Source organism: Acidiphilium rubrum (assembly GCF_900156265.1).
Classification (GTDB): domain Bacteria; phylum Pseudomonadota; class Alphaproteobacteria; order Acetobacterales; family Acetobacteraceae; genus Acidiphilium; species Acidiphilium rubrum.
Genome location: NZ_FTNE01000008.1, coordinates 127,978 through 150,629 on the forward strand (window position 1 = coordinate 127,978; position 22,652 = coordinate 150,629).

The window sequence follows — 22,652 nt, forward strand, 5'->3', positions numbered from 1 at the left end:
CAAACCAGCTCAGACATCGATCCACCATGTCGGGCCGCACGATCGGACCAACCGTGGCTGTGTGCGGATCACAGCGGCGGTAATGGCTTGTTTCCCACACGGCATCGCTTGTCCCTATCGCGGCGTCCATCGCGAAGGCCCTTGTTTGAGGTCAAATCCGGTAGCGCGTATGAGATGAACCGCGGCTTTGGCGCAGAGGGTGACATGAGTGATTCCCAACCGAACGGCGCGGTGGCCGGACGGCCCGGAGCCGGTTCGGAACTGGCGGCGCAATTGATGCGATCAGCGCGGGGACGACCCGGCACGCGCCGTCTCGGTCCCTTGAAGCGGCTGATGCCGTATCTGGCGGCACATCGGCGCGATGCGGGTCTCGCGTTGATATTCCTGGTCAGCGCCACGCTTGCCAATCTTGGTTTGACCATCGCGGTGCGGCGCATCGGCAATGACGGTATGGCAAACGTCGCGGCATTGCAGCGGACGATGGTGCAGATGGGCGGCATTACCGTGGTGTTCGCCTTGTGCAGTGCGCTGCGATTCTATTTCATCACCCGGCTTGGTGAGCGGGTGGTCGCTGATCTGCGCAAGGCGGTTTATGAGCATATTCTCCGGCTGGATCAGGCTTTTTTCCTGACGACGCGCACCGGGGAGGTCCTGTCGCGCATGACCACGGATCTCACCATTGTCGAGACAATGCTGGGATCGTCGATCTCGGTGGCGCTGCGCAGTTCGATCATGTTCATCGGCGCGCTGGTGTCTCTGATCGTGATCACCCCGCGTTTCACGCTGCTGGTGTTGCTGATCGTGCCGTTCGTGCTGGGGCCGGTGTTCTATCTCGGCCGGCGGGTGCGATCACGCTCAATGGCCGCGCAGGACCGGTTTGCCGCGGCGGTGGGGTTCGCAGGCGAGAGCCTCGATGCGATCGAAACGGTGCAGGCGTTCGGCCGTGAAACGGATAGCGCCGCGCGGTTCGGCACCGCGGTCGAGGCAGCGTTCGCGGCATCGCTCGCGCGGATCAGAATGCGCTCGCTGCTGACCGGGGTCGTGTCCGTGCTCAGCTTCGTGGCGATCGGCTCGATCGTGTATCTGGCGGCGAAGGATACGTTCATCGAACACAGCGTGTCGCCGGGTGTGTTTCTGCAATTCATTTTTCTGGCGATCTTGGTGGTAACCTCGATCGGCTCGGTCGGCGAGGTCGCTGGCGATGTCCAAAAGGCATCCGGCGCGATGGAGCGGATCGCCGAACTGCTGGATGCCACGCCCGGGATTGCGGCACCGCCGGTCCCTGTCGCGATGCCGCTGCCGGCGCGCGGCGACATCGTGTTTTCGGGCGTGACGTTCGCGTATCCGGGACGGCCCGATCTGCCGGCGCTGCGGGATTTTTCGCTGACCGTGCGGCACGGCGAGCGGGTGGCGCTGGTCGGGCCATCCGGCGCAGGCAAGAGCACGGTCCTGCGTTTGCTGCTGCGATTTTATGATCCGCAGGCCGGCATCATCCGGATCGACGGCGTCGATCTCAAGGCGACGACGCCAGCAGAGTTACGCGCGCGCATCGCCATGGTTGGCCAGGATGCCGCGCTGTTTTCCGGCTCGGCTTACGAAAATCTGCGCTATGGCCGCGAGGGCGCGACGCGCGATGAGTTGCGCAGGGCGGCGGATGCGGCGCAGGCAACCGGCTTTATCGACCGGCTGCCCGAGGGGTTCGATACACCGATCGGCGAGCGGGCGAAATCGCTGTCGGGCGGTCAGCGCCAGCGGCTGGCGATTGCGCGGGCACTGGTGCGCGATGCGCCGATCCTACTGCTCGATGAAGCAACCAGCGCGCTCGATGCCGAGAACGAACAATGGGTGCAGCAGGCGCTGGAGGTGGCAATGGCAGGGCGCACCACCATTGTGATCGCGCACCGACTGGCCACGATTCTGAAGGCGGACCGGATCATCGTGATGCAGGATGGGTCTGTGGTGGAACAGGGCAGCCACGCGGAACTGGTTGCGACCGGCAAGCTCTATGCGCGACTGGCCCTGCTGCAATTTGGCGTGGCGGGTGCAGCAGGGTAGCGTGGCGGCCAACCTCAGCCGCCTGTTTCAAGCCGCAGGCGGGCCGCCGGGGGGCGGCGCAGTACCCGGGCGGTGGCGGCAAAGCCGAGCGCGGTCATCGATGCGATACTGAAGCCGAGCGTGATCAGCATGACACCGATGGCGACATGAAATGCGATATGAAACACCAACCGCACCACCAGGGCCGCCGCCAGCGTGCCGATCGAGGCGGCCATCAGCCCGGCAGCACCGCCGGCCACGGCGAATTCGGTGAGCCAGGCGCCGCGGATTTGTGACGCGGCAGCCCCGAGCGTTTTCAGCACCACGGCTTCGGCGATGCGCGCCTCGCGGCCGGCGGCGATCGCGCTGACCAGCACAAGGCCGCCGGCAAGCAGTGCGACCAGCCCGACCGCGCTGATCGCCGTGGCGATCTCACCGATCAGGCCGGCCAGGCCGCGCAGGATCTGGCTGACATCGATCCCGGTCACCCCGGGCAGCGCATCGGTCACGGCGGCCAGCACCGCGCCCTTGCGGCCGGGATCGACCTCGACCGTCGCGACCATGGTGTGCGGCGCGCCGGCGAACGGGTCGGGCGCGCCGATCATCAGGAAGTTGATCTGAAGCGACTGCCAGTCGATCCGCCGAAGATTGGCGATCCGCAGCACAAAATCGCGGCCGAGCACGTTGACGGCGATGGTATCACCGACCCTGAGCCCCCATTGGCGGGCGATCCTTGCATCGAACGAGACCAGCGGCGGTCCGTGATACGGCTGTCCCCACCACTGTCCCGCGGTGATGTGCGTTCCCGGCGGCGGTGCTGCGGCATAGGTAAAGCCGATATCACTCCGCAGCGGCCATGCACTTTGTTCGGGCGGGCGGAATTGCGCGACACCCACGCCGTCGACCGCCATGATGCGCGCCCGCAGGCTCGGCATGAACGCCAGATGATGCGCGGCACCGGTGGATTTCAGCGCGGCCTCGAATTTCGGCAGGTCATGCGGCTGAATATCGATAAAGTAGAAACCGGGGGCGCTCGCAGGCAGCGCATGGGTGAATTCGGCGAGCAGATTGCTGCGGATTTCCGCCACAGCGACCATCACGGTCAGTCCCGCACCGGCCGAAAGCAGCATGAGCGGCAGCGTGGACGCCGGCCCGGTCAGGCGCCGCAGGCCGAGCGCGATGGCGGCATTGCGCGGCGCGGGGAGCACCGACAAAAGGCGGATCAGCAGAAAAGCGACCAAGCGCAGCAGCAACAGGGTCGCGATCGCGCCGCCACTGAAACCCAGCGCCAGCAGCGGCCGTGGCACCGAAAGCACGGCAAGGGCCGCCAGAACAAGGACGGCGATGAGTTGAATGGCGATGGCGCGCCAGGAGCGCGGCACCTGCAGCGCGACGCTCGCCGAGCGAAACAGCGCGCCGCCCGAAATCGTCGCCGCGCGTTGCAGTGGCGGCAGCGCGAACACCAGGCCCACCAGCAGGCCGAACCCCGCCGATAGCAGTAGCGGTGCCGGATACAGACCAATATGGTGCGGCACCGGCAAGGCGCCGCGCAGCAGCGGCAGCACCAGCACCGGTGCGCCCGCGCCCACCGCCAGCCCGATCACGATGCCCGGCACGCCCAGGATCAATAACTGAATGACATTGATCAGGCTGATCAACCGCGCCGATGCGCCGAGGCAGCGGAGCGTGGCAATGGTGCGGGCGCGCGCGGCGAGCCACGCGTCCACCCCGTTGGCAACGCCGATGCCGCCGACCAGCAAGCCAGCGAGGCCCAGCAGCGTCATGAACATGGCCGCCTGATCGACGAAGCGCGTCACGCCGCGGGCAGCCCGTGCCGCATCACGCAGCCGCCAGGCATTGCCGGGAAATTCGCGTTCGAACGCCGCAGCGACACGATGCGGGTCGCGCCCCGGCGGCAGCAGAACCTGCAGGCCGAAGCTGACGAGCCCGCCCGGCTGGATCAGCGGCGTGCCGGCGAGCGATTGCAGGGCGACGAACGCTTTGACCCCGAACAGCTGGCTGTCGCCGATACTGTCGGGCGTGGACCTGATCGTGCCGCGGTACACCAGTTTGACACCGCCGAGTGTGACGACGTCGCCGGGATGCAAGCCGAGTGTCGCGGCACCGGTGGGGGCCAGCAGCAGGCCGGGCCGGTGGCCCGGTCCGGGTGCCAGGCCCCCGAACCGTCCGGGCGGGCTGGTCGCGACGTGACCGAGCATCGGCCAACCGGGTCCGACCGCGCGGACGGCCGCGAGCAGCCGATGGCCGGACGGTGCGACCAGGATCGACCGCGTATCGACCGTCTCGGTCACGCGCGCGCCATGGGCACGGAACCAGGCGGATACCGCGCTTGGCAAGGGGCCGAGTCCGGTGGACAAAGCCAGATCGCCGCCCAGGATGGTCCGGCCGCTCTGCGAGATCCCCTGTTGCAACGCCGCGCGTAGCGAACCGATGCCGGCGACCGAGGCGACACCGACGCCCAGGCACAGCAGCACGATCAACAGCCCGCGCTTGCTCCCCCGCAGATCGCGCCACGCCAGACGCCAGGCGAGCCGGATCACGACGCGATCACGCCGTTGCGGAGCGTGACGATGCGGTCGCAGCGCGCCGCCAGCACGGGGTCGTGGCTGATCAGCAGCAGGGTGGTGCCGTGGGTGCGGCACAGCGCGAACAGCAGGTCCATCACGGTCTGGCCGGTTTCGAGGTCGAGATTGCCGGTGGGTTCGTCGGCCAGCAGCAAGCGCGGCGTCGGCGCGAAGGCGCGTGCCAGCGCAACACGCTGCTGCTCGCCACCCGACAGCTGCGCCGGGCGGTGGCCGAGCCGATGACCGAGCTCGACCCGGCGGAGCGCTTCGGCCGCAATATCATGCGCATCGCGCCGCCCGGCGAGTTCCAACGGGACGGCAACGTTCTCGAGCGCGGTCATGCTCGGGATCAGATGGAACGCCTGGAACACGATGCCGAGCGTGGCGAGGCGGAAACGCGCACGCGCATCTTCATCAAGCGCTGCGATATTTTGACCGGCAACCTCGATCGTGCCGCCGGTGGCGCGTTCGAGCCCGGCGATCAGCATCAGCAGGCTGGTCTTGCCCGAGCCGGAGGCGCCGAGCACGCTGATCGTCTGCCCCGCCGCGACATCGAGATCGATGCCGAGCAAAATATTGACAGGGCCCGACGCGGCAGGGATGGTCAGGCGAAGATCGCGGAGCCGGATCATCACGTCTGGTATGTCCGGCGTTCGGAGTCGTTCGAGCATGAAATACCTATATGGGCGAGCGCGCCGGAATGGCCAGATCGTGTTTGGTTTCATCGGTGTGTTGTGCGTTTGCATCGCGCTTGCGCTCGGCATGGCGCACGCCAACGCGAAGGCGCCGGTCCGGCTGCTCATCCTGGGCGACTCGCTGACCGCCGGATACGGATTGCCGGTCGCCGATGGGTTTCAGGCGCAGCTGCAAGCGGCATTGCGGGCGCACGGCGCGAATGTGGTGCTGGTGAACGGCGCGGTCTCCGGCGATACCACGACGGATGCGGCGGCGCGGCTCGATTGGGTGCTGGCCGGCAGCACGGTGGATGCGGCGCTGGTCGAACTCGGCGGCAATGACGGGTTGCGCGGATTGAGCACCGTGACGATGCAGCACAATCTGACGCGGATTCTCAACGATCTGGCGGCGCGGCACATCCCAGTGCTGCTGAGCGGCATGATCGCGCCACCCAGCCTGGGAGCGGCCTATGGCGCACGGTTCAAGGCAGTGTTCGCCGCGCTGGGCCATCGAAAGGGGGTCCTGTTCGACCCGTTTTTTCTGCAGGGATTGCCGGGCAAGCCGGGGCTGGTGCAGGCGGATGGGCTGCACCCGAACGCCGCCGGCGTGCGGATCGAGGTCAAACGCCTGCTCCCGCTCATCCTGCGTCTGATCGCCGAGGCCAAGACGCAGCATTGAAGCCCAATGAACCCAGCCGGGTCTTCTTCACGCCCGGTGCAAAAATTCCCCAGGCCGTGTGGCGAGGTTTGATCAGGATCAGCGCGCACGCGAACCTGATGATGTCTGAAGCGCCGATGTCGGTCCTCATTGTCCTCCCGGGCGGAATCTCGGCCGCCGGACACACGGCGTCCGCGACGGTATTGCGTGTGCCTGACGATGCAGCACGCCTCATCCTGGCGACCGCTCGCTCCATGCGGAAGGCTTTGACGATCCCACACGCGACACGCTCTTCCTGACGATGCCCCTTTCCTGGCAAGGCGCGCTGGCGCAATACGTCGGCCGGCTGCACCGCCCGTCAGTCCCAACCGAGCTTCCCCCTATACAAACCTTCACCGACGTCGCCGCGCCGCACGATTGACGAATCGGCCACCATGTGCGCGCCATCATCGTTGAATTCAAAGCGATACACGATGCCAAACGCCTCCCGCCCCGCGCAGTCCACCCCACCCCCCTCACCCGCGCCCGACGCCGGCTGGCGCTTCTGGATCGATCGCGGCGGCACCTTCACCGACATCGTCGCAACCGCACCGGACGGTACCCGCCACACCAGCAAACTCCTGTCCGAAAACCCCGATCAATACGACGATGCCGCCCTCGCCGGCATCCGCGCGCTGCTCGGCCTCACCGCGACCGAACCGCTGCCGCCGGCCGCGATCGCCGCCGTCAAAATGGGCACCACCGTCGCCACCAACGCCCTGCTCGAACGCAAGGGCGCGCGCGTGCTGCTGCTGATCGATCGCGGCATGGCCGATCTGTTGCGCATCGGCTCGCAGGCCCGCCCGCGCCTGTTCACCTTCGACATCCGCCTCCCCGGCATGATCTATGAGCGCGTGGTCGAACTCGGCGGGCGCATCGCCGCCGATGGCACCATCATCGAACCGCTCGATCAAGCCGCCGCGCGCGCCGCCCTGGCCCAGGCGCGCGCCGATGGGATCGCAAGCGTCGCCATCGCGCGGATGCACGCCTGGCGCTATCCGGCGCACGAGCAAACGCTCGCAGGCCTCGCCACCGCCGCCGGCTTCACCCAGGTCTCGGCCAGCCACGTTGTCAGCCCGCTGCTCCGCCTGGTGCCGCGCGGCGATACCACGGTGGCGGATGCCTATCTCACCCCCATCCTGCGCCGCTATGTCGATCGGATCGCGACCGGCCTGCCCGGCTCGAAACTCTATTTCATGCAATCCCACGGCGGCCTCGCCGAGGCGCATCACTTCAGCGGCAAGGACGCCATCCTGTCCGGCCCGGCCGGCGGCATCGTCGGCGCCGCGCGCACCGCCGGCATGGCCGGCCTCGAGCGGATCATCGGGTTCGACATGGGCGGCACCTCAACCGACGTGTCGATCTACGATCGCGGCTTCGAACGCAGTTTCGAGACCGAAATCGCCGGCGTCCGCCTGCTGGTGCCGATGCTCGCGATCAACACCGTCGCCGCCGGCGGCGGTTCGGTGCTCGGCTTCGATGGCGCGCGCCTGCGCGTCGGCCCGGACAGTGCCGGCGCCAACCCCGGCCCGGCCTGCTACCGCCGCGGCGGCCCGCTGACCGTGACCGATGCCAATCTCTGCCTCGGCAAACTGGCGCCGCAGCATTTCCCGCCGATCTTCGGCCCCGCGCAGAATCAGCCGCTCGATGCCGATGTGGTGCAGCGCGCATTCACCCACCTCGCCCAGCGCATCAACGCGGCCACCGGGGCGACCCATTCGATCGAACAACTCGCCGCCGGCTTCATCACCATCGCCGTCACCAGCATGGCCCAGGCGATCAAGCAAATCTCGATCCAGAAAGGCCGCGACCCCGCCGGCTTCGCGCTCGCCTGTTTCGGCGGCGCCGGCGGCCAGCACGCCTGCCTGGTCGCCGAAGATCTCGGCATGAGCACGATTTTCATCCATCCGCTGGCCGGCGTGCTGTCGGCCTACGGCATGGGCCTGGCCGACCAGATCGTGCTGCGCGAACAGGCGGTCGAAACCCCGCTCACCGATGCCGCCATGCCGGGCCTGCACGCCACCGCGGCCGACCTCGCCGATGCCGCCCGCCAAGCCCTGATCGCCCAGGGCGCCGAACCGGCGGCACTCCACATCAACCACCGCGCCCATCTGCGCTACGCCGGCACCGACACGCCGCTGATCATCGATCTGACCAACCCCGCAACCATGCGCACCGATTTCGAGGCCGCCCACCGCCGCCTGTTCGGCTTCATCGCGCCCGGCCGCGCCCTGATCGTCGGCGCCATCGCGATCGAAGCCATCGCACCCGGCGAAACCATCATCGAACCCGCCCTGCCGCCCCGCACCACCGGCGCGCCCATCATGTGCGAGACCATCCGCATGTTCAGCCGCAACACCTGGCACGACGCCGCCGTGTTCGACCGCGACAGCCTGCTCGCCGGCGATGTCATCGAAGGCCCGGCGATGCTGCGCGAAGCCAACGCCACCACCATCGTCGAGCCGGGCTGGCGCGCCGCCATCACCGACCGCAACCACCTGATCATGACCCGGCAGGCGCAACCCGCCCGCACCATCATGGCCGATGCCAGGCCCGACGCCGCTTCACCCCCCGATCCGGTCCAACTCGAATTGTTCAACAACCTGTTCATGGCGATCGCCGAGCAAAGCGGTGCCGTGCTGCGCAACACCGCGAGCAGCGTCAACATCAAGGAACGGCTCGATTTTTCCTGCGCCCTGTTCGACGCGGATGGCGCGCTGATCGCCAATGCCCCGCATGTGCCGGTGCATCTCGGCGCGATGAGCGAGAGCGTGCGCGTCGTGCTGCGCCGGCGCGGTGCCACGCTGCGCCCCGGCGATGCCGTCGCGCTGAACAACCCGTTCAACGGCGGCACCCACCTGCCCGACATCACCGTCATCACCCCGATGTTCGATGATGCCGGCACCACCCTGCGCGGCTTCGTCGCCTCGCGCGGCCACCATGCCGATATCGGCGGCCAGACCCCCGGCTCGATGCCGCCCTTCGCGACCACGCTGGAACAGGAAGGCGTGATCATCGACGATATGCTGGTGGTCGCCCAGGGCGTGTTTCAGGAAACCACCCTGCGCGATGCGCTCGCCAGCGCGCGCTACCCGGCCCGCAACCCCGATGAATCGGTCGCCGACCTCAAGGCCCAGCTCGCCGCCAACGCCGCCGGCATCGCCGCGTTCGAGGCGATGGTGGCGCAATACGGCTGGCCCACGGTGCAGGCCTACACCCGCCACGTCATGGACAACGGCGAAGCCAGCGTCCGCACCGCCATCGAACGCCTGCACGATGGTGCGTTCGCTTACCGGATGGACGATGGCACGCCCCTCACGGTGCGCATCACGATCGATCACGCCCACCGCGCCGCCACCATCGACTTCACCGGCACCGGCGCGCAGCACGCCGGTAATTTCAACGCCCCACCCGCCGTCACCCGCGCCGCCGTGCTCTATGTGTTCCGCTGCCTGGTCGATGATGATATCCCGCTCAACGAAGGCTGCCTCCGCCCGCTCACCATCATCAACCCGCCCGGCAGCTTCCTCAACCCGCAACCCGGCGCCGCGGTGGTCGCCGGCAATACCGAAGTCAGCCAGGCCGTCACCGCCGCCCTGCTCGGCGCGCTCGGCGTCTGCGCCTCGGCCCAGGCGACCATGAACAACCTGCTGTTCGGCAACCAACGCTACCAATATTACGAAACCATCTGCGGCGGCGCCGGCGCCGGACCCGGCTTTGACGGCTGCTCGGCCGTCCACACCCACATGACCAACACCCGCATGACCGACCCCGAAGTGCTCGAACTGCGCTACCCGGTCCGCGTCGAAGAGTTCGCGATCCGGCGCGGCTCAGGCGGCGCCGGGCAGCACCGTGGCGGCGATGGCGCCATCCGCCGCCTGCGCTTCCTCGAACCCATGACCGTCACCATCCTCGCCTCGCGCCGCACCATCCCGCCGTTCGGCATGGCGGGCGGCCTGCCCGGCGCCGCCGGCACCCAATGGATCGAACGCGCCGATGGCAGCACCGAGGCGCTCGGCGGCCGCGATCAGGCCGAACTGCAAACCGGCGACGCCATCGTGATCGAAACCCCCGGCGGCGGCGGTTTCGGCCCGCCGCCGCTCTGAACCCCGTGCATCAGCCAACGCCGCATCGCCAATCACTGCACCGCGCGCTACGCTCGGCCGCGCCACCGAACCCATGCCAACCATCCCGCGAAAACCAAGGACCCCCATGGCAACCAGACCCCGCCGCCAGATCACGCAATACCTGCTGAGCGCCGCCCTCCTCGCCGGCGCCGCACCCGCCGCCCAGGCGAACGATCTGATCCGCCACTGGGCCGGCATCACCGCACCACCCGCCCCGATTGTGCACAAGGTCACGCTCGATCCGAAAACCACCGCCCTCCTGCTGCTCGATTTCGTCACCCAGACCTGCAGCAACACCAATCGGCCGCAATGCGTCGCCACCATCCCCGCCATCCGCACCCTGCTCGCCACCGCCCGCGCCCATCACGCCACCATCATCTATTCCTACGTGCTCAGCGGCACCAAGGCCGATATCAACCCTGCCCTCACGCCCCGCCCCGGCGAAGCCAGCGTCCAGTCCGGCCCCGACAAGTTCCTCCACACCAACCTCGCGCAACTCCTCCGCCAGGACGGCATCAAAACCGTCATCATCACCGGCACCGCCGCCGAGGGTGCGGTGCTCGCAACCGCCAGCGAAGCCGCCTACCGCGGCTACACCGTCATCCTGCCTTACAACGGCATGTCCTCAACGCACCCCTACGCCGAACAATACGTCGCCTGGGACCTCCTGAACGCCCCCGCCACCAGCCAACACACCATCCTCACCAGCCTCGGTCTGATCCGGTTCGGCTCGTAGTCGGAGGGGGGGGTGTGAAAGCCAGGCCAGGGGCTCCACCCCCTCCGACTACATGCCCCCCGGATAGGCCGGGCCGCCGGCGCCTTCGGGCACCACCCAGTTGATGTTCTGGGTCGGGTCCTTGATGTCGCAGGTTTTGCAATGCACGCAGTTCTGCGCGTTGATCTGGAGTATTGGCGCGCTGGTTTCCGCCCCGATGATCTCATAGACCCCGGCAGGGCAGTAGCGGGTTTCCGGGCTGCGGAATTTGTCCCAGTTCACCGTGATGGCAACCGCAGGGTCGCGCAGCGTCAGGTGGGCGGGCTGGTTTTCCGCGTGGTTGGTGTTCGAGAGAAACACCGATGACAGCCGATCGAACGTGAGCCTGCCATCCGGTTTCGGGTACGCAATGGGCGTCGCCTGGGCCGCGGGTTGCAGGGTCGTATGATCGGCGTGGTTGCGCAGCGTCCAGGGCGATTTTCCCCGACTGACATAGGTTTCGAACGCGGCGTTGAGCAAGCCGCCGAACAGACCGAACCGGGCGAATCCAGGGCGGATGTTGCGCACCGCTTCGAGTTCCGGCCACAGCCAGGAATCGCGGATTTTCGCGGGAAACGCATCGAGCGTCGCCGGCCGGTCGCCCGCAAGCGCCTCGCCGATCGCCTCGGCCGCCAGCATCCCCGATTTCATGGCAGTGTGCGTACCCTTGATCTTCGGCACGTTCAGAAACCCGGCCTCGCAGCCGACCAGCACGCCACCGGGAAACACCAGCTTCGGGATCGACTGGAACCCGCCCTCGTTCAACGCCCGCGCGCCGTAGGAAATCCGTTTGGCGCCCTCGAAATACGGCTTGATCGCCGGATGGCTCTTGAACCGCTGCATCTCCTCGAACGGCGAAAAGAACGGGTTCTCGTAATCGAGCCCGACGACGAAGCCATACGCCATCAGATTGCCGCCGAGATGATACAAAAACGACCCACCATAGGTTTTGGTATCAAGCGGCCAGCCGATGCTGTGCATCACCAGGCCCGGCTTGTGGCTGGCGGCGGGCACTTCCCACAGTTCCTTGATGCCGATGCCATAGGTCTGCGGATCGACGCCGGCGTTCAACCCGTATTGCACCATGAGTTGCTTGCCCAGGCTGCCGCGGCATCCCTCGGCGAACACGGTGTAGGTCGCGCGCAGTTCCATGCCGCGCTGATACAACTCGGTATGCGCGCCGTCCTTGCCGATCCCCATGTCGCCGGTCGCGACACCGACCACCCTGCCCGCCTCGATCAGCACTTCGGCGGCCGCGAAACCGGGATAGATCTCCACCCCCAGCGCCTCGGCCTGCGCACCGAGAAACCGCACCACGTTGCCCAGGCTGACCACGTAATTGCCGTGGTTGTTCATCTGCGGCGGCGTCGGCAGTTTGTAGCTGGCGGTCTCGGTGAGGAACATGAACCGATCCTCGCCGGCCGGCACCGAGCCATCGATCGCGCCGATATCCGCCTCGGGCAGCAATTCCGCCATCGCGCGCGGCTCCAGCACGCAGCCCGAAAGAATATGCGCCCCGACCTCGCCGCCCTTTTCAACGACGCAGACCGTGATCTCCGGGTTCAGCTGTTTGAGCCGGATCGCCGCGGCCAGCCCGGCCGGTCCGGCGCCGATCACGACGACATCGAACTCCATGGCTTCACGCGCTTGATCGTGCTCGGACATCGGTGCCTCCCGGACAGATTGACGTAAACGATATGGTCATATCATGCGGGTTGATCGTTTGGTAAAGCCCCGCGCGCCATCGCCCCAACATCACCCCCCAACATCACCCCCCAAACATCGCCATTGCGCTGCACCGGCTTCCTGCGTCACATCGTCCCATGCAATCGCCCGATCCCGTACCGCCCGATCTCGCGCTGGCCTGGCTCGCGCTCCAGGCCGAATGGGGCGCGGTCGATGGTCTGGCCGATGCGCCGCAGGATCACACGCAGCCGCCCCCGCGCGCCGAACCGACCCGCCCGATCCCGCTTCGCCCCACCACACATTCCCCACCGCGCCCGGCCGCCGCCCCAACCACCGCCGCGCCGGCCCCAGCCATGTCCCTCGCCGGGCTGCGCGCCGCGCTGGAAGCGTTCGACGATTGCGCGCTCAAGCGCACCGCCACCCAGCTCGTCTTCGCCGATGGCAGCGAGACCGCCCGCATCATGCTGATCGGTGAAGCGCCGGGCGGCGAGGAAGATCGCGCCGGCCGCCCCTTCGTCGGCCCGGCCGGCCAGCTGCTCGACCGCATGTTGGCCAGCATCGGGCTCGACCGCACCCAGGTGCGCATCGTCAACGTGGTGCCCTGGCGGCCGCCCGGCAACCGAAACCCGTCGGAGGCCGAAATCGCGCAATGCCTGCCCTTTCTGCACCAGCACATCGCCCTGATCCGGCCGCAGCGCCTGCTGCTGCTCGGCGCGGTCGCGGTACGCGCGCTGATCGGCGGCAAGGAGGGCATCAGCCGGGTGCGCGGCAGCTGGAAATCGGTCACGATTCCCGGGCTCGATCAGCCGGTCCGCGCCCTGCCGACCTATCATCCGGCGTTTCTGCTGCGCCAGCCTTCGGCGAAACGCCTCGCCTGGACCGACCTGCTGACATTGCGGCAGGACTGTGTCGAAGACAGCGTTTTACTCAATGCTGCTCCGCAAAAACAGCAATCGATCACGGAAAGTTGATATCAGAGTCGTAACGTAACCCCCTCTAATCGCGTATTTTGTGTTAAAAATTAGAAGTGGTCTCAATTTAAGGGGTTGCCGCGGGCCAGATAAGCCGTGTAGCCCCTTGGCTCATGCGAGGGGCCGTTAAAAAGCTCTCCCGCCTAAGTGTCGCCCGGGCGTGTATCGTCTCCGCGGCACTGCTCGCCACCGTCGCACCTGCCAGTGCGGCACCGGCCGGGCAAAGGGGGTCTACAACCGCGAAACACGCTGGCGTCAGCCAGCCGGCAACAGAACCACTCGGATCATCCGGATCCGAAAGCGTTGCCTATGCCATACCGCGCTCGACGCCGTTGAACGGCGCCGAAACCATGCTCGCGCAGCCGCTCACCCCCAGCGACGCCGCTACCTACCAGCGCATCTTCGCCGATCAGCATCAGGGCAAAATGGCAGCGGCGCAGCGCCTGCTCGACCGCGTCGACAACCCGCTGCTCAAAGGCCAGGTCCTCGCCCAGCGCTACCTCGGCCCCTATCACCACGCGACGCCGGCCGAACTCCAGGCCTGGCTCGCCGCCTACAACGGCCAACCCCACACGCTGCGCATCCGTGCCCTGCTCCTCCAGCGCCTGCCGCGCGGCGCATCGGCCCCCACCGCCGCCGTCACCTACCTGCCCGAACCGATCATGGCGGCCAGCGGTGCGGCACCGCCCCCGCCACCCGGTGTGCCGGTGCCGCGCTACCTGGCCGATCGCGTGGCAAACCTGACGCGCGCCGGCCACACCAGCCTCGCGATCGATCTGATCGGCCGTGACAATCACATCTCCACCGCCGCCGGTGCCGCGCTGCGCGGCGATGTCGCGCGCAATCTGTTCATCAACGCGCGCTACGCCGAAGCGTTCACGGTGGCGAGCCAGGCCGCCCATGAAGGTGGCGATGCCGTCTGGCGCCCCGATTTCATCGCCGGCCTCGCCGCCTGGCAGTTGCACAAAATTGCCGAAGCCCTGCCCTATTTCACCGCCGCCGCCAGCGCGACCCACACCAGCCCCGGTGAGCGGGCGGCGGGCGCCTTCTGGGCAGCCCGCGCCGCGCTCCGCCTGCGCCATCCGGATGCCTATCTCCACTGGCTCGATCAGGCGGCCGCGGCACCCGACAGTTTCTACGGCATGCTGGCCGGACGCTTGCTCGGCCACGGGCTCGATGGCACCGGCCTGTCCGCCAGCCTTTCCGAAGCCGATATCGAAGCGGTCGCCGCCCACAAGAACGGCGCGCTGGCCTTCGCCCTGATCGAGGTCGGCCGCCCGGCCGATGCCGCGCGCGCGCTCCGCGCCCTCTGGCCGGATATCCGCCGCGAGGCCGGTTTCGGCCGCGCCGTCATGCGCGTCGCCGCCCGCGCCGGCTTGGTCGATGTCGCGGTGGCGCTCGACCAGAGGCTGCCCGGCAACGCCATCGCCGGCACCAGCCTGCCCTTGCCCGCACTGCACCCGGCCGGCGGCTTCAATGTCGATCCCTCATTGATCTACGCCCTCGCCCGCACCGAATCGGGCTTCAACGTCAACGCCGTCTCCCCGGTCGGTGCCCGCGGCCTGATGCAGCTGATGCCGCAAACCGCGGCCGCCATGGCCCGGATCGGCGGCATCGGCGGCAACATGAGCGCGCCCGCCGTCAACCTCGCGCTGGGGCAGAGCTATCTGCGCTACCTCGGCAAGCAACCCGGCGTGCAGCGCAACCTGCTCGACATTCTGGCCAGCTACAACGCCGGTCCGGTCGCCGCCGCCGCCTGGGCCCACTCGATCCACGACGGCGGCGATCCGCTGATCTTCCTCGAATCGATCCCGCTCGCCCAGACCCGCCGCTTCGTCCGCCAGGTCCTCGCCGACAGCTGGCTCTACGCCGAACAACTCGGCACCACGCCGGAAAGCCTGGACGCGATGGCCGAAGGCAAATTCCCCCGCCTCTCCCCCTACGGCACCGCCCTGGCCGACGCCGGCGACTGACGCCCAGCCTCAAACCCGCCCAACCTCAAAGCCGCCCACCCTCAAAGCCGCCCGGCAACCCGATCTTAATGTTTCGCCGCTATCATGAGGCGATGAACCACACGCTCGATCCCCGCATCCTCGCCCAGGTCTCAGTCGAACAGATCTTCCAGGACGGTTTGCGCGCCTATCATGCAGGCGAACTGACCTACGCCGTGCAGGCGTTCTCCGAGGTTCTGGTCCAGCTGCCCGGCTTTCCGCCCGCGCTGACCAACCGCGCCCTCGCCGCCTGGTCGCTCGGCAACCTCGATCACGCGGCGGCGGATGCCCAGGCCGCCTGCCGCGCCACGCCGGACCTTGCCGAAGCATGGCTGGTCGCCGGTGCCATCCTGATCGACCGTGGCGATCAACCGGGCGCGATCGCGCATTATCAACGCGCCGTCGCGCTCCGCCCCGAACTCGCCGCCGCCCGGGCCGGCCTCGCCGCCGCCTGCCTCGCGGCCGGGCAGCATGCCAGCGCCGAACAGGCGGCGGCACTCGCGCTCTCGCTCGATCCAAACTGCATCCACGCCCGCTTCACCCTGGGTTCCGCCCGCTCGGCGCAAGGCGACCCGCTCGGCGCGATCCATCAATTCAATCAGGTGCTGGCAGCCGATACCGCCCATGCCGGCGCCTACCTCAATCGCGGCAACGCCCGCATCAATTGCAACGACATCGCAGGCGGCGTGGCCGATCTCCGCGCCGCCCTCGCGATCAACCCCGGCCTGAAGGAAGCCTGGGCGAGCCTCGGCGTCGCCCTGACCATCCAGGCCGACACCGCAGCCGCGATCACCGCGTGCGACCATGCCATCGCACTCGACCCCGATTTCGCGGTCGCTCACTGGAATCGCGGCGTCGCCGCCCTGCTCGGCGGCGATTTCGCCGCAGGCTTCGCCGCCTATGAATGGCGGAAGCGCCATCCCGTCTACGGCCGCCATTTCGATCGCCTGCCGGCACCGACGTGGCAGGGCGAACCGCTCGCCGGCCGCCATTTGCTGGTGCGCGCCGAACAGGGGCTGGGCGATACCATCATGTTCGCCCGCTTCCTGCCGGCACTCGCAAGTCAGGCGCGTCATCTCACCCTCGCGTGCCACAAAACCCTGCACACGCTGTTCGCCGGCATGGGCATCGGCCTGTGCACGCTCGAGGACCCCGCCCCGCCCGATGTCGATTGCGCGATCGACCAGATGAGCCTGCCTCACGTCCTGGCACTCACCCCCACCACCATCCCCGCCGCCGAGGGCTATCTGGCACCAACCACCGCCAATGCCGACCACTGGAACATCGAGCATTGGCGCGCCATCCTGACCCGCCAACCCGAACATCGCCAACCCGGCCAACGCCTGATCGGCCAACGCCTGATCGGCCTCGTCTGGGCCGGCAACCCCGGCCACAACAACGACCAGCGGCGCTCCCTGCCGCAAGGCGCGCTCACGCCGTTGCTCGCTTTGCCCAATACCCGCTTCATCGCGCTGCAACTCGGCGCCCGCCACGCCGAATACGATATCCCGAGCCTCGCACCGCAGATCACCGATTTCGCCAGCACCGCCGGCATCCTCGCCAATCTCGACGCCGTCGTCACCGTCGATACCTCGATCGCCCACCTCGCCGGCGCCATGGGCAAACCCTGCCACGTCCTGCTCTCGGCCTCATGCGACTGGCGCTGGCTGCTCGGGCGCACCACCACACCCTGGTACGACCACCTCCACCTTCACCGCCAGACCCGGCTGGGCGACTGGTCCGACCCGATCCAGTCCGTGCTCGCCACACTCCAATCGGTCCGATCATGCAGCGCGATGCCCCCCGGAGGCATCAACACCATACCAACGCTGCCGCAGGTCAGTCCCAATCCGCCCGATGCGACCAGGCAGCGCTGAACCCCGTCATCGCGACCGCAAACCCATAGGATTTGTATCCCCCGATACCCATCACCCAAGCCCCCAACCCCACAACGTCATTGCGAGCGCAGCGCGGCAATCCAGCCCCGCCACACCCCACAACCTAAAAATTCTAACAAACACGCTAACAAACCTCTTTCTCACCCCCCACCCGCCATGGTTTATGTGCGGTCATGATCTCGAACGCGCCTTTCATGCCCGCCGACCCGTCCGAGCGCTTCGCGATGATCTTCCGCGCCCTGCAACGCTCCGTGGCCGACAACGGCTACCGCCTCAAAATCCACGGCCCGCTCCTCGTCCTGATCTGGAACTACCTCAGCCGCCAGATCGCCCGCTTCGCCAAAATCGCCGCCCATCCGCCGCGAACCCCCCGCGCTCCCAGAACGGTCGAGCGCAAACCCACCGAACCCAAACCCAAACCAGCTCTCACCCTGCCGCGCGGCTTCGCCTGGCTCATCCGCCTGCTGCCCAACGGCCCCGCCGCCCCCATCGTCGCCGGTGCCAACGCCCGCCTCGAACTCCAGCACTTCATGGAAGATCCCATCGTCCAGGCCCTCCTCGCCACCCACCCCAGCCTCGGCCGCATCCTCCGCCCGCTCCACACCATGCTCGGCCTGCGCTACCCAGCCAGCATCAAGCGCCCCAAATCGACCAAGCCCCGGCCCAAGCGCATCCGCAAACCAAAGCGCCAGCCCAGCTTCATGGACCAATACAAAATCAACCCCGACGGCAGCATCGACTTCACGCCCGAACAACTCCACGAAATCCTCGGCCCGCCGCCACCGCCCGTGCCGCCCTGGCACCAGCCGTTCATCCCCTCCTTCAACGTCAAAAAACTCTGGCGGAAGGGGCCATGATTTCGCACGTCTATTTTGTTACGATAACGTAACAAACAACACAAAAAGACAAGGGAAGCACTTCTTTTTTGTGAACAAAAAAGAAGCAAAAAAAACTTTGTTAATTTGGGTTCGTGCCGGTGGAAACGCCCGTGCCCCAGGGTCGGAAAGTTTTTTGCTTCTTTTTTACAAAAAAGAAGCCTTCCTCCCCCGCTCAGCCATCCAATCCCCAATCAACCGCCGCGCAATCAGACTCAAGGCGCCGCCATATCCAGCACGTCACGAAACCATTTTCGATGGACACGCTGGGCCGGCGCCTGCGGGATTTGATCGCGGGGGGCCTGATCATAGATTGGCTTGTTCGTCTGCGGGCGGATCGTCCTGCGGTCCGTAATAAAGAGCGGCGCATTCCTCACCGAGCAGACCCGCTTCGATCTGCACGTCGTCCTTATACGCATCACGCAGGAAATCGACCGTGTCGAGATCACGATCCTCGAAATACATCTGATGCACCTGATGGCGCTCCGCCCCATAAACGATGCGCGATATGCCGGCCCAGATGCTCGCCATGCTGCACATGCCGCAGGGTTGCAGCGTCGAATACAACACCGCCCCTGGAAAGCGTGACCGGTGCAGATGCGCGCCGGCTTGGCGCATCGCGAGAATTTCGGCATGGGCGGTCGGGTCGCAGCGGTGCTCGACCTCGTTATGCGCCTGCGCGATCACCGCGCCGTCGAGCACCAGCACGCAACCGATCGGGCTGCATTTGCTGGCGCGGTCGCCTTGCCTGGCCATTTCGATTGCCAGCCTCATGTAATCCTTGTCAGTCATGCGCGCTCCCATCCCTGTGTAATCGGTCGATTCGGAAACTCTGATGGCGTTGCTGCAAATCGACACGGAGCCGCGGCGCTGCGGCCTCGATGAAATGCGCCGCCGCCTGATCGCCGCTGCACGGCTCGTCGATCTGTTCGGTGTAGTTGACCAGGAGCACGATGCCGCCCGGCGCGAGCGTGCTGCTCACGTGGGCGGCCACGCGCGTGATGTCATCAGGCGTCAGAAAATAGAGCACTTCGGACAGCAGGATCAGATCGAACATGTCCCCCGCCGGCCACGCGTCTGGCACGCGCAGGGCGGCGAAACGGACGTGCGGCAGCGCAGCGCAGCGGGCGCGGGCGTGCGCCAGCGCCGCCTCGACGATATCGACGGCGAGCAGGCTGGCGCAGTGGGGTGCGAGCTGGCGGGTGAGGACGCCGATCGAGCAACCGATTTCAAACGCGCGGTCGAACCGGCGGAATTCGAGCGCGGCCATCGTCGCCTGATATTTCCGATGTTCATACGCGCTGCCAGCGAAATTCCACGGATCGGGGTTGGCGTCGTATAGTGCAGCGAAATAGGCGGCATCGCGCGATCGCCAGGGTGGTGCGGTCATTCGATGAACACTTCGAACGGGGCCTCGAACACCGCCAGAAGCGCTGGCGGAAGTTGAAAGCCGGCGGGCGAGTCGGTGATCAATCCGCCATATTGCGACACATGGGCCGCGATGGCGTGCTGCTTCGCGCTCAGGTGGTCCGTGATGTCGAGCCGATAGCCGCCGTGCCGGGCTTCGCCGACCCGATCATCACCGTCGCGCAGCCAGCCCCACACCGGGTAGGAGAGCAGGCGCAGCCGGCCGCGCGCGGCGACCGCCGCCGCCATCAGGGCCGCGGCCTGGTGATCGCAATGCGGATCGCCGTGCCAGGGGGCCACCAGGAGCGCGCAGCCGGTCGTGTGCGCGATCATCGCGATGTTGTTGCAGGCAGTTTCGAAATCGGGCCCGGAGGCCGGCAGCCCAGTATCGGCATGGCGGAGAAAGATCAGATTGTCCGGCGGCAGACCCAGCCGCGCTACCGCATCGCGCGCTTCCGCTTCGCGGACCGCGCGCAGGCGGGCCGGTGGACACTGACGTGAGCCGGGATGCGAGGCGGCGCCGTCGGTCAGGATCACGACGATCGGGGCGTGGCCGGCTATGCAGGCGGAGGCGATGAAACCGCCGCAGCCGAGGCTCTCGTCATCGGGATGGGGGGCGAGGATCAGGGCTTTGCCGCCGTCGAGCACGGTGTGGATATCGGCTACGGGCAGCGACCGGAAACCGGCCAGGACGTCGGCGACCGTCCTCATGCGGCCGTTGCCGATGCCGGGCCGGGGAGCGGCGCGTGGAAATAATGGCTGGCCGCTTTCACCAGGGTCTCATCCGGGGCGGGTTGGCGCAGATAGGTGGCGAGGTCGCGGCAGATGCGCTCGGCGGGATGGCCCGCGATGAATGCACCCAGCCCCAGGCTGCGCTGGGACAGCCGCATCGCGTCCAGACACGCCGATTCGACGGCCAGGCGGGCGAGGTTGACGTAGGCGACGATGGCCGCCGCGCTGTCATCTTCGAGGCAGCCGCGCAGCGCCGCCTGGTCCATCCACAACCGGGCGGTTTCATAGGCGATGAGCAGCGCCCCGAAGCGTGCCTGCTGGTGCGGGTCCTGCGCCCGGCCACGGCGGCGGATTTCATCGCGGTGAAGCGCGACCAGCGCCTTCAAACCACCAAGCGCCGCCGCGGCACTGCGCCAGGCGCCGGCGGAGAAAACCGGCTCGCGCAGGTAATCGCCCGTCTCGCCCAGCAGGGCGTCGGCCGGTACGTGGATGCCGGTCAGCTCCATGCTGCCCGTGGTCGCCGCCCGCATGCCGCTGAGTTTGATCGGACTTGGCAACACTCTGGTGCCTGGGTCCACGCTGATGATGAGCATCTGTGTGCCGCTCAGCGTCGCGGCGGTCACGAGGGCGCGGGTCGCGGTGCCTGCGCCGGAACAGAATGCCTTGGCGCCGACGAGACCATATCCATCACCTTCGCCGTGCATGGTCAGTGCGCCTTCCGGCGGGTCGGTCACCCACAAAGCGAACAAGGCACCGGCCACGGCATCGGCCGCGCACCGTCGGATCAGGGATTCGTTGCCGTAACGGCAGATGAGTTGCAGGGCATTGACATGAGCCTCGTAAAGCCGTGCGACCGGCAGGCTCGCTTCCCCCAGCAACGCCAACAATCGCAGCAACGCCGCCGCACCGGAGGCACCATCGCCCAATCCAAGGCCGCCGAGGGTTTCGGGCAGCGGTGCGCGCAGCAGGCCCAACTGCCTCAGGCGGTGAAAACTGTCGCCGGGGAAGTCACCCGCGGCGTCGTCGGCCGCGGCCTGCTGCTGCAGCACCGGCACCATCGCGCCGACCGCCTCGCACAAGGCGGTTCGTTCACAGAGCATGGCGCACATCCTGCCAATCGAGGCGCTCGCGGCACTGCACCTTGGCCGCACGCAGATGGTCGCGCAACGCCAATGCCTGGCGGGTTTCGCGCGCGAGGTCGAGGAAGGCGACCCGTCGGCGTCGCAGCATCGGACTTGCGCGCTGGATGGTATCCCACGCCGTGCCAAAATGTGGCGCGTGGCGTGCGGTGGACACAATGTCCGGTAGGACCAGCAAATCCGTCGCGACGCGGTCGATCGGCTCGTCGATGATGTCGCCAAGCCGGAGACGGCGCAGGCGCGCGCGGGTCAGAACCCGCCGATAGGCATCGACCGTCGGTTCGAGCATGTCATCGGTCAGCCGATCCTGTGATTGCAGGCGGCGCCTCATGGTTTCGGCCATGCCACCGGATGCGCGGCCGTGCAGCCGACCGGAGACCCGAACCTGGATGTGGGGCGCGTGACGGATCTTGGCGTCGAGCCCTGCTAGTCTTGCAATCAGCGCGCGGTCCTCACCGGAGACGACACGCGGCACCCCGCCGGCCCGGCGCAGCAGCGATGCCCGCGCCGCGATGCTCGCACCGGAATGCTGCTGATGCCGCGGCCATGGATCGAACGGATCAGGATCGACCATCGCGGCGACTTCGTCCTGTACGTTGAGAAGCAGGGCCTCGCGCAGCGCGTCGAACGCGAGACGCCTGCGGTCTTCGCCGCAGCCCGCAGGGTCGATCACCGCCATGCCGCAAACACAATCCACGCCATTGGCGATCTCGGCGAGGTTGTCGGCAATCCATGTGACAGGCACGACGGAATCGGCATCCGTGGTCAGAACGACCCCGTCGGCGGCGACGCCGAGTGCATGATCGATGGTGCGGCGACGCGCCTCGCCGGCGGTGGCTTCATGATCGTCCAACTGACATTCCACGATCTGGATGGAGGCATGAAACTGTTTTGCTGTTTGACAGATCGCTCGACTGTCATCGGTACAGTTGTTCAGCAGCAGAACGATTTTATCGGCGGGACTTGTCTGGGCGACCAGCGCATCGAGGCACGAATTGAGGTGAAATTCCTCGTTACGGACAGGGACGGCGACGATGGTTGGTTCGTTCGGAGACATGAAAGCGAAATTGTCAAATTTACGT

The 22,652-nt window shown here is 67.2% G+C and carries 16 protein-coding genes; 8 read left to right on the top strand and 8 right to left on the bottom strand.

The genetic code is table 11. From position 1 onward, the window contains the following. Positions 1-204 precede the first annotated feature (204 nt). Positions 205-2,055, top strand: coding sequence for an ABC transporter transmembrane domain-containing protein (locus BW994_RS08175; RefSeq protein ID WP_029310605.1), 1,851 nt, complete (start codon positions 205-207; stop codon positions 2,053-2,055). Between the two features lie 14 nt (positions 2,056-2,069). Here the strand turns inward: BW994_RS08175 and BW994_RS08180 are convergent, their stop codons facing one another. After that, positions 2,070-4,595 carry an ABC transporter permease gene (locus BW994_RS08180; RefSeq protein WP_035227907.1) on the bottom strand — a complete coding sequence of 842 codons (2,526 nt, stop codon included), beginning with the start codon at positions 4,593-4,595 and terminating at the stop codon, positions 2,070-2,072. Continuing rightward, entirely contained in the window at positions 4,592-5,251 is a 660-nt protein-coding gene (locus tag BW994_RS08185; protein WP_029310603.1) for an ABC transporter ATP-binding protein, read from the bottom strand. Before BW994_RS08185 ends, BW994_RS08180 begins: the two co-directional genes overlap by 4 nt. 37 nt (positions 5,252-5,288) lie before the next feature. On the opposite strand from BW994_RS08185, the gene BW994_RS08190 reads away from it, so the two are divergent. The 3 genes from BW994_RS08190 (at position 5,289) to BW994_RS08205 (ending at position 10,853) form a co-directional block, all read left to right on the top strand. Continuing rightward, positions 5,289-5,972 (top strand): arylesterase, encoded by a 684-nt coding sequence (locus tag BW994_RS08190; RefSeq protein WP_245594037.1) that lies wholly within the window; start codon positions 5,289-5,291, stop codon positions 5,970-5,972. 452 nt (positions 5,973-6,424) lie between these two features. After that, a complete protein-coding gene (locus tag BW994_RS08200; RefSeq protein WP_029310600.1) occupies positions 6,425-10,096 on the top strand; it encodes a hydantoinase B/oxoprolinase family protein in 3,672 nt (1,223 codons plus the stop codon). A gap of 106 nt (positions 10,097-10,202) precedes the next feature. Further along, on the top strand, positions 10,203-10,853 hold the full coding sequence (locus tag BW994_RS08205; RefSeq protein ID WP_051657128.1) for an isochorismatase family protein: 651 nt from the start codon (positions 10,203-10,205) through the stop codon (positions 10,851-10,853). 48 nt (positions 10,854-10,901) lie between these two features. Here the strand turns inward: BW994_RS08205 and BW994_RS08210 are convergent, their stop codons facing one another. Next, positions 10,902-12,536: an electron transfer flavoprotein-ubiquinone oxidoreductase gene (locus BW994_RS08210; RefSeq protein ID WP_029310598.1), complete on the bottom strand. Its 1,635-nt coding sequence runs from the start codon at positions 12,534-12,536 to the stop codon at positions 10,902-10,904. 158 nt (positions 12,537-12,694) lie between these two features. Here BW994_RS08210 and BW994_RS08215 point away from each other — a divergent pair, with 158 nt between their 5' ends. The 4 genes from BW994_RS08215 (at position 12,695) to BW994_RS08230 (ending at position 18,274) form a co-directional block, all read left to right on the top strand. After that, entirely contained in the window at positions 12,695-13,528 is an 834-nt protein-coding gene (locus BW994_RS08215; RefSeq protein WP_051657127.1) for a uracil-DNA glycosylase, read from the top strand. Between the two features lie 332 nt (positions 13,529-13,860). Then, positions 13,861-15,501 carry a lytic transglycosylase domain-containing protein gene (locus tag BW994_RS20400; protein ID WP_281247768.1) on the top strand — a complete coding sequence of 547 codons (1,641 nt, stop codon included), beginning with the start codon at positions 13,861-13,863 and terminating at the stop codon, positions 15,499-15,501. Between the two features lie 68 nt (positions 15,502-15,569). Further along, entirely contained in the window at positions 15,570-17,396 is a 1,827-nt protein-coding gene (locus BW994_RS08225) for a tetratricopeptide repeat protein (RefSeq protein WP_076454454.1), read from the top strand. Between the two features lie 215 nt (positions 17,397-17,611). After that, positions 17,612-18,274, top strand: coding sequence for a hypothetical protein (locus BW994_RS08230; protein ID WP_139334034.1), 663 nt, complete (start codon positions 17,612-17,614; stop codon positions 18,272-18,274). 324 nt (positions 18,275-18,598) lie between these two features. Here BW994_RS08230 and BW994_RS08235 read toward each other — a convergent pair whose 3' ends face one another. Genes BW994_RS08235 through BW994_RS08255 form a run of 5 tightly spaced genes read right to left on the bottom strand, consistent with a single transcriptional unit; the run spans position 18,599 to position 22,627 of the window. Then, entirely contained in the window at positions 18,599-19,084 is a 486-nt protein-coding gene (locus tag BW994_RS08235; protein WP_029313354.1) for a nucleoside deaminase, read from the bottom strand. Continuing rightward, a complete protein-coding gene (locus BW994_RS08240; protein WP_029313356.1) occupies positions 19,077-19,682 on the bottom strand; it encodes a class I SAM-dependent DNA methyltransferase in 606 nt (201 codons plus the stop codon). The genes BW994_RS08235 and BW994_RS08240 overlap by 8 nt, the downstream gene beginning before the upstream one ends. Continuing rightward, positions 19,679-20,410, bottom strand: a complete 732-nt coding sequence (locus tag BW994_RS08245; RefSeq protein ID WP_029313358.1) for a PIG-L deacetylase family protein — start codon at positions 20,408-20,410, stop codon at positions 19,679-19,681. The genes BW994_RS08240 and BW994_RS08245 overlap by 4 nt, the downstream gene beginning before the upstream one ends. Further along, entirely contained in the window at positions 20,407-21,531 is a 1,125-nt protein-coding gene (locus BW994_RS08250; protein ID WP_029313359.1) for an acyl-CoA dehydrogenase family protein, read from the bottom strand. Before BW994_RS08250 ends, BW994_RS08245 begins: the two co-directional genes overlap by 4 nt. Continuing rightward, on the bottom strand, positions 21,521-22,627 hold the full coding sequence (locus BW994_RS08255) for a glycosyltransferase (RefSeq protein WP_051657580.1): 1,107 nt from the start codon (positions 22,625-22,627) through the stop codon (positions 21,521-21,523). The genes BW994_RS08250 and BW994_RS08255 overlap by 11 nt, the downstream gene beginning before the upstream one ends. Positions 22,628-22,652: the final 25 nt, after the last annotated feature.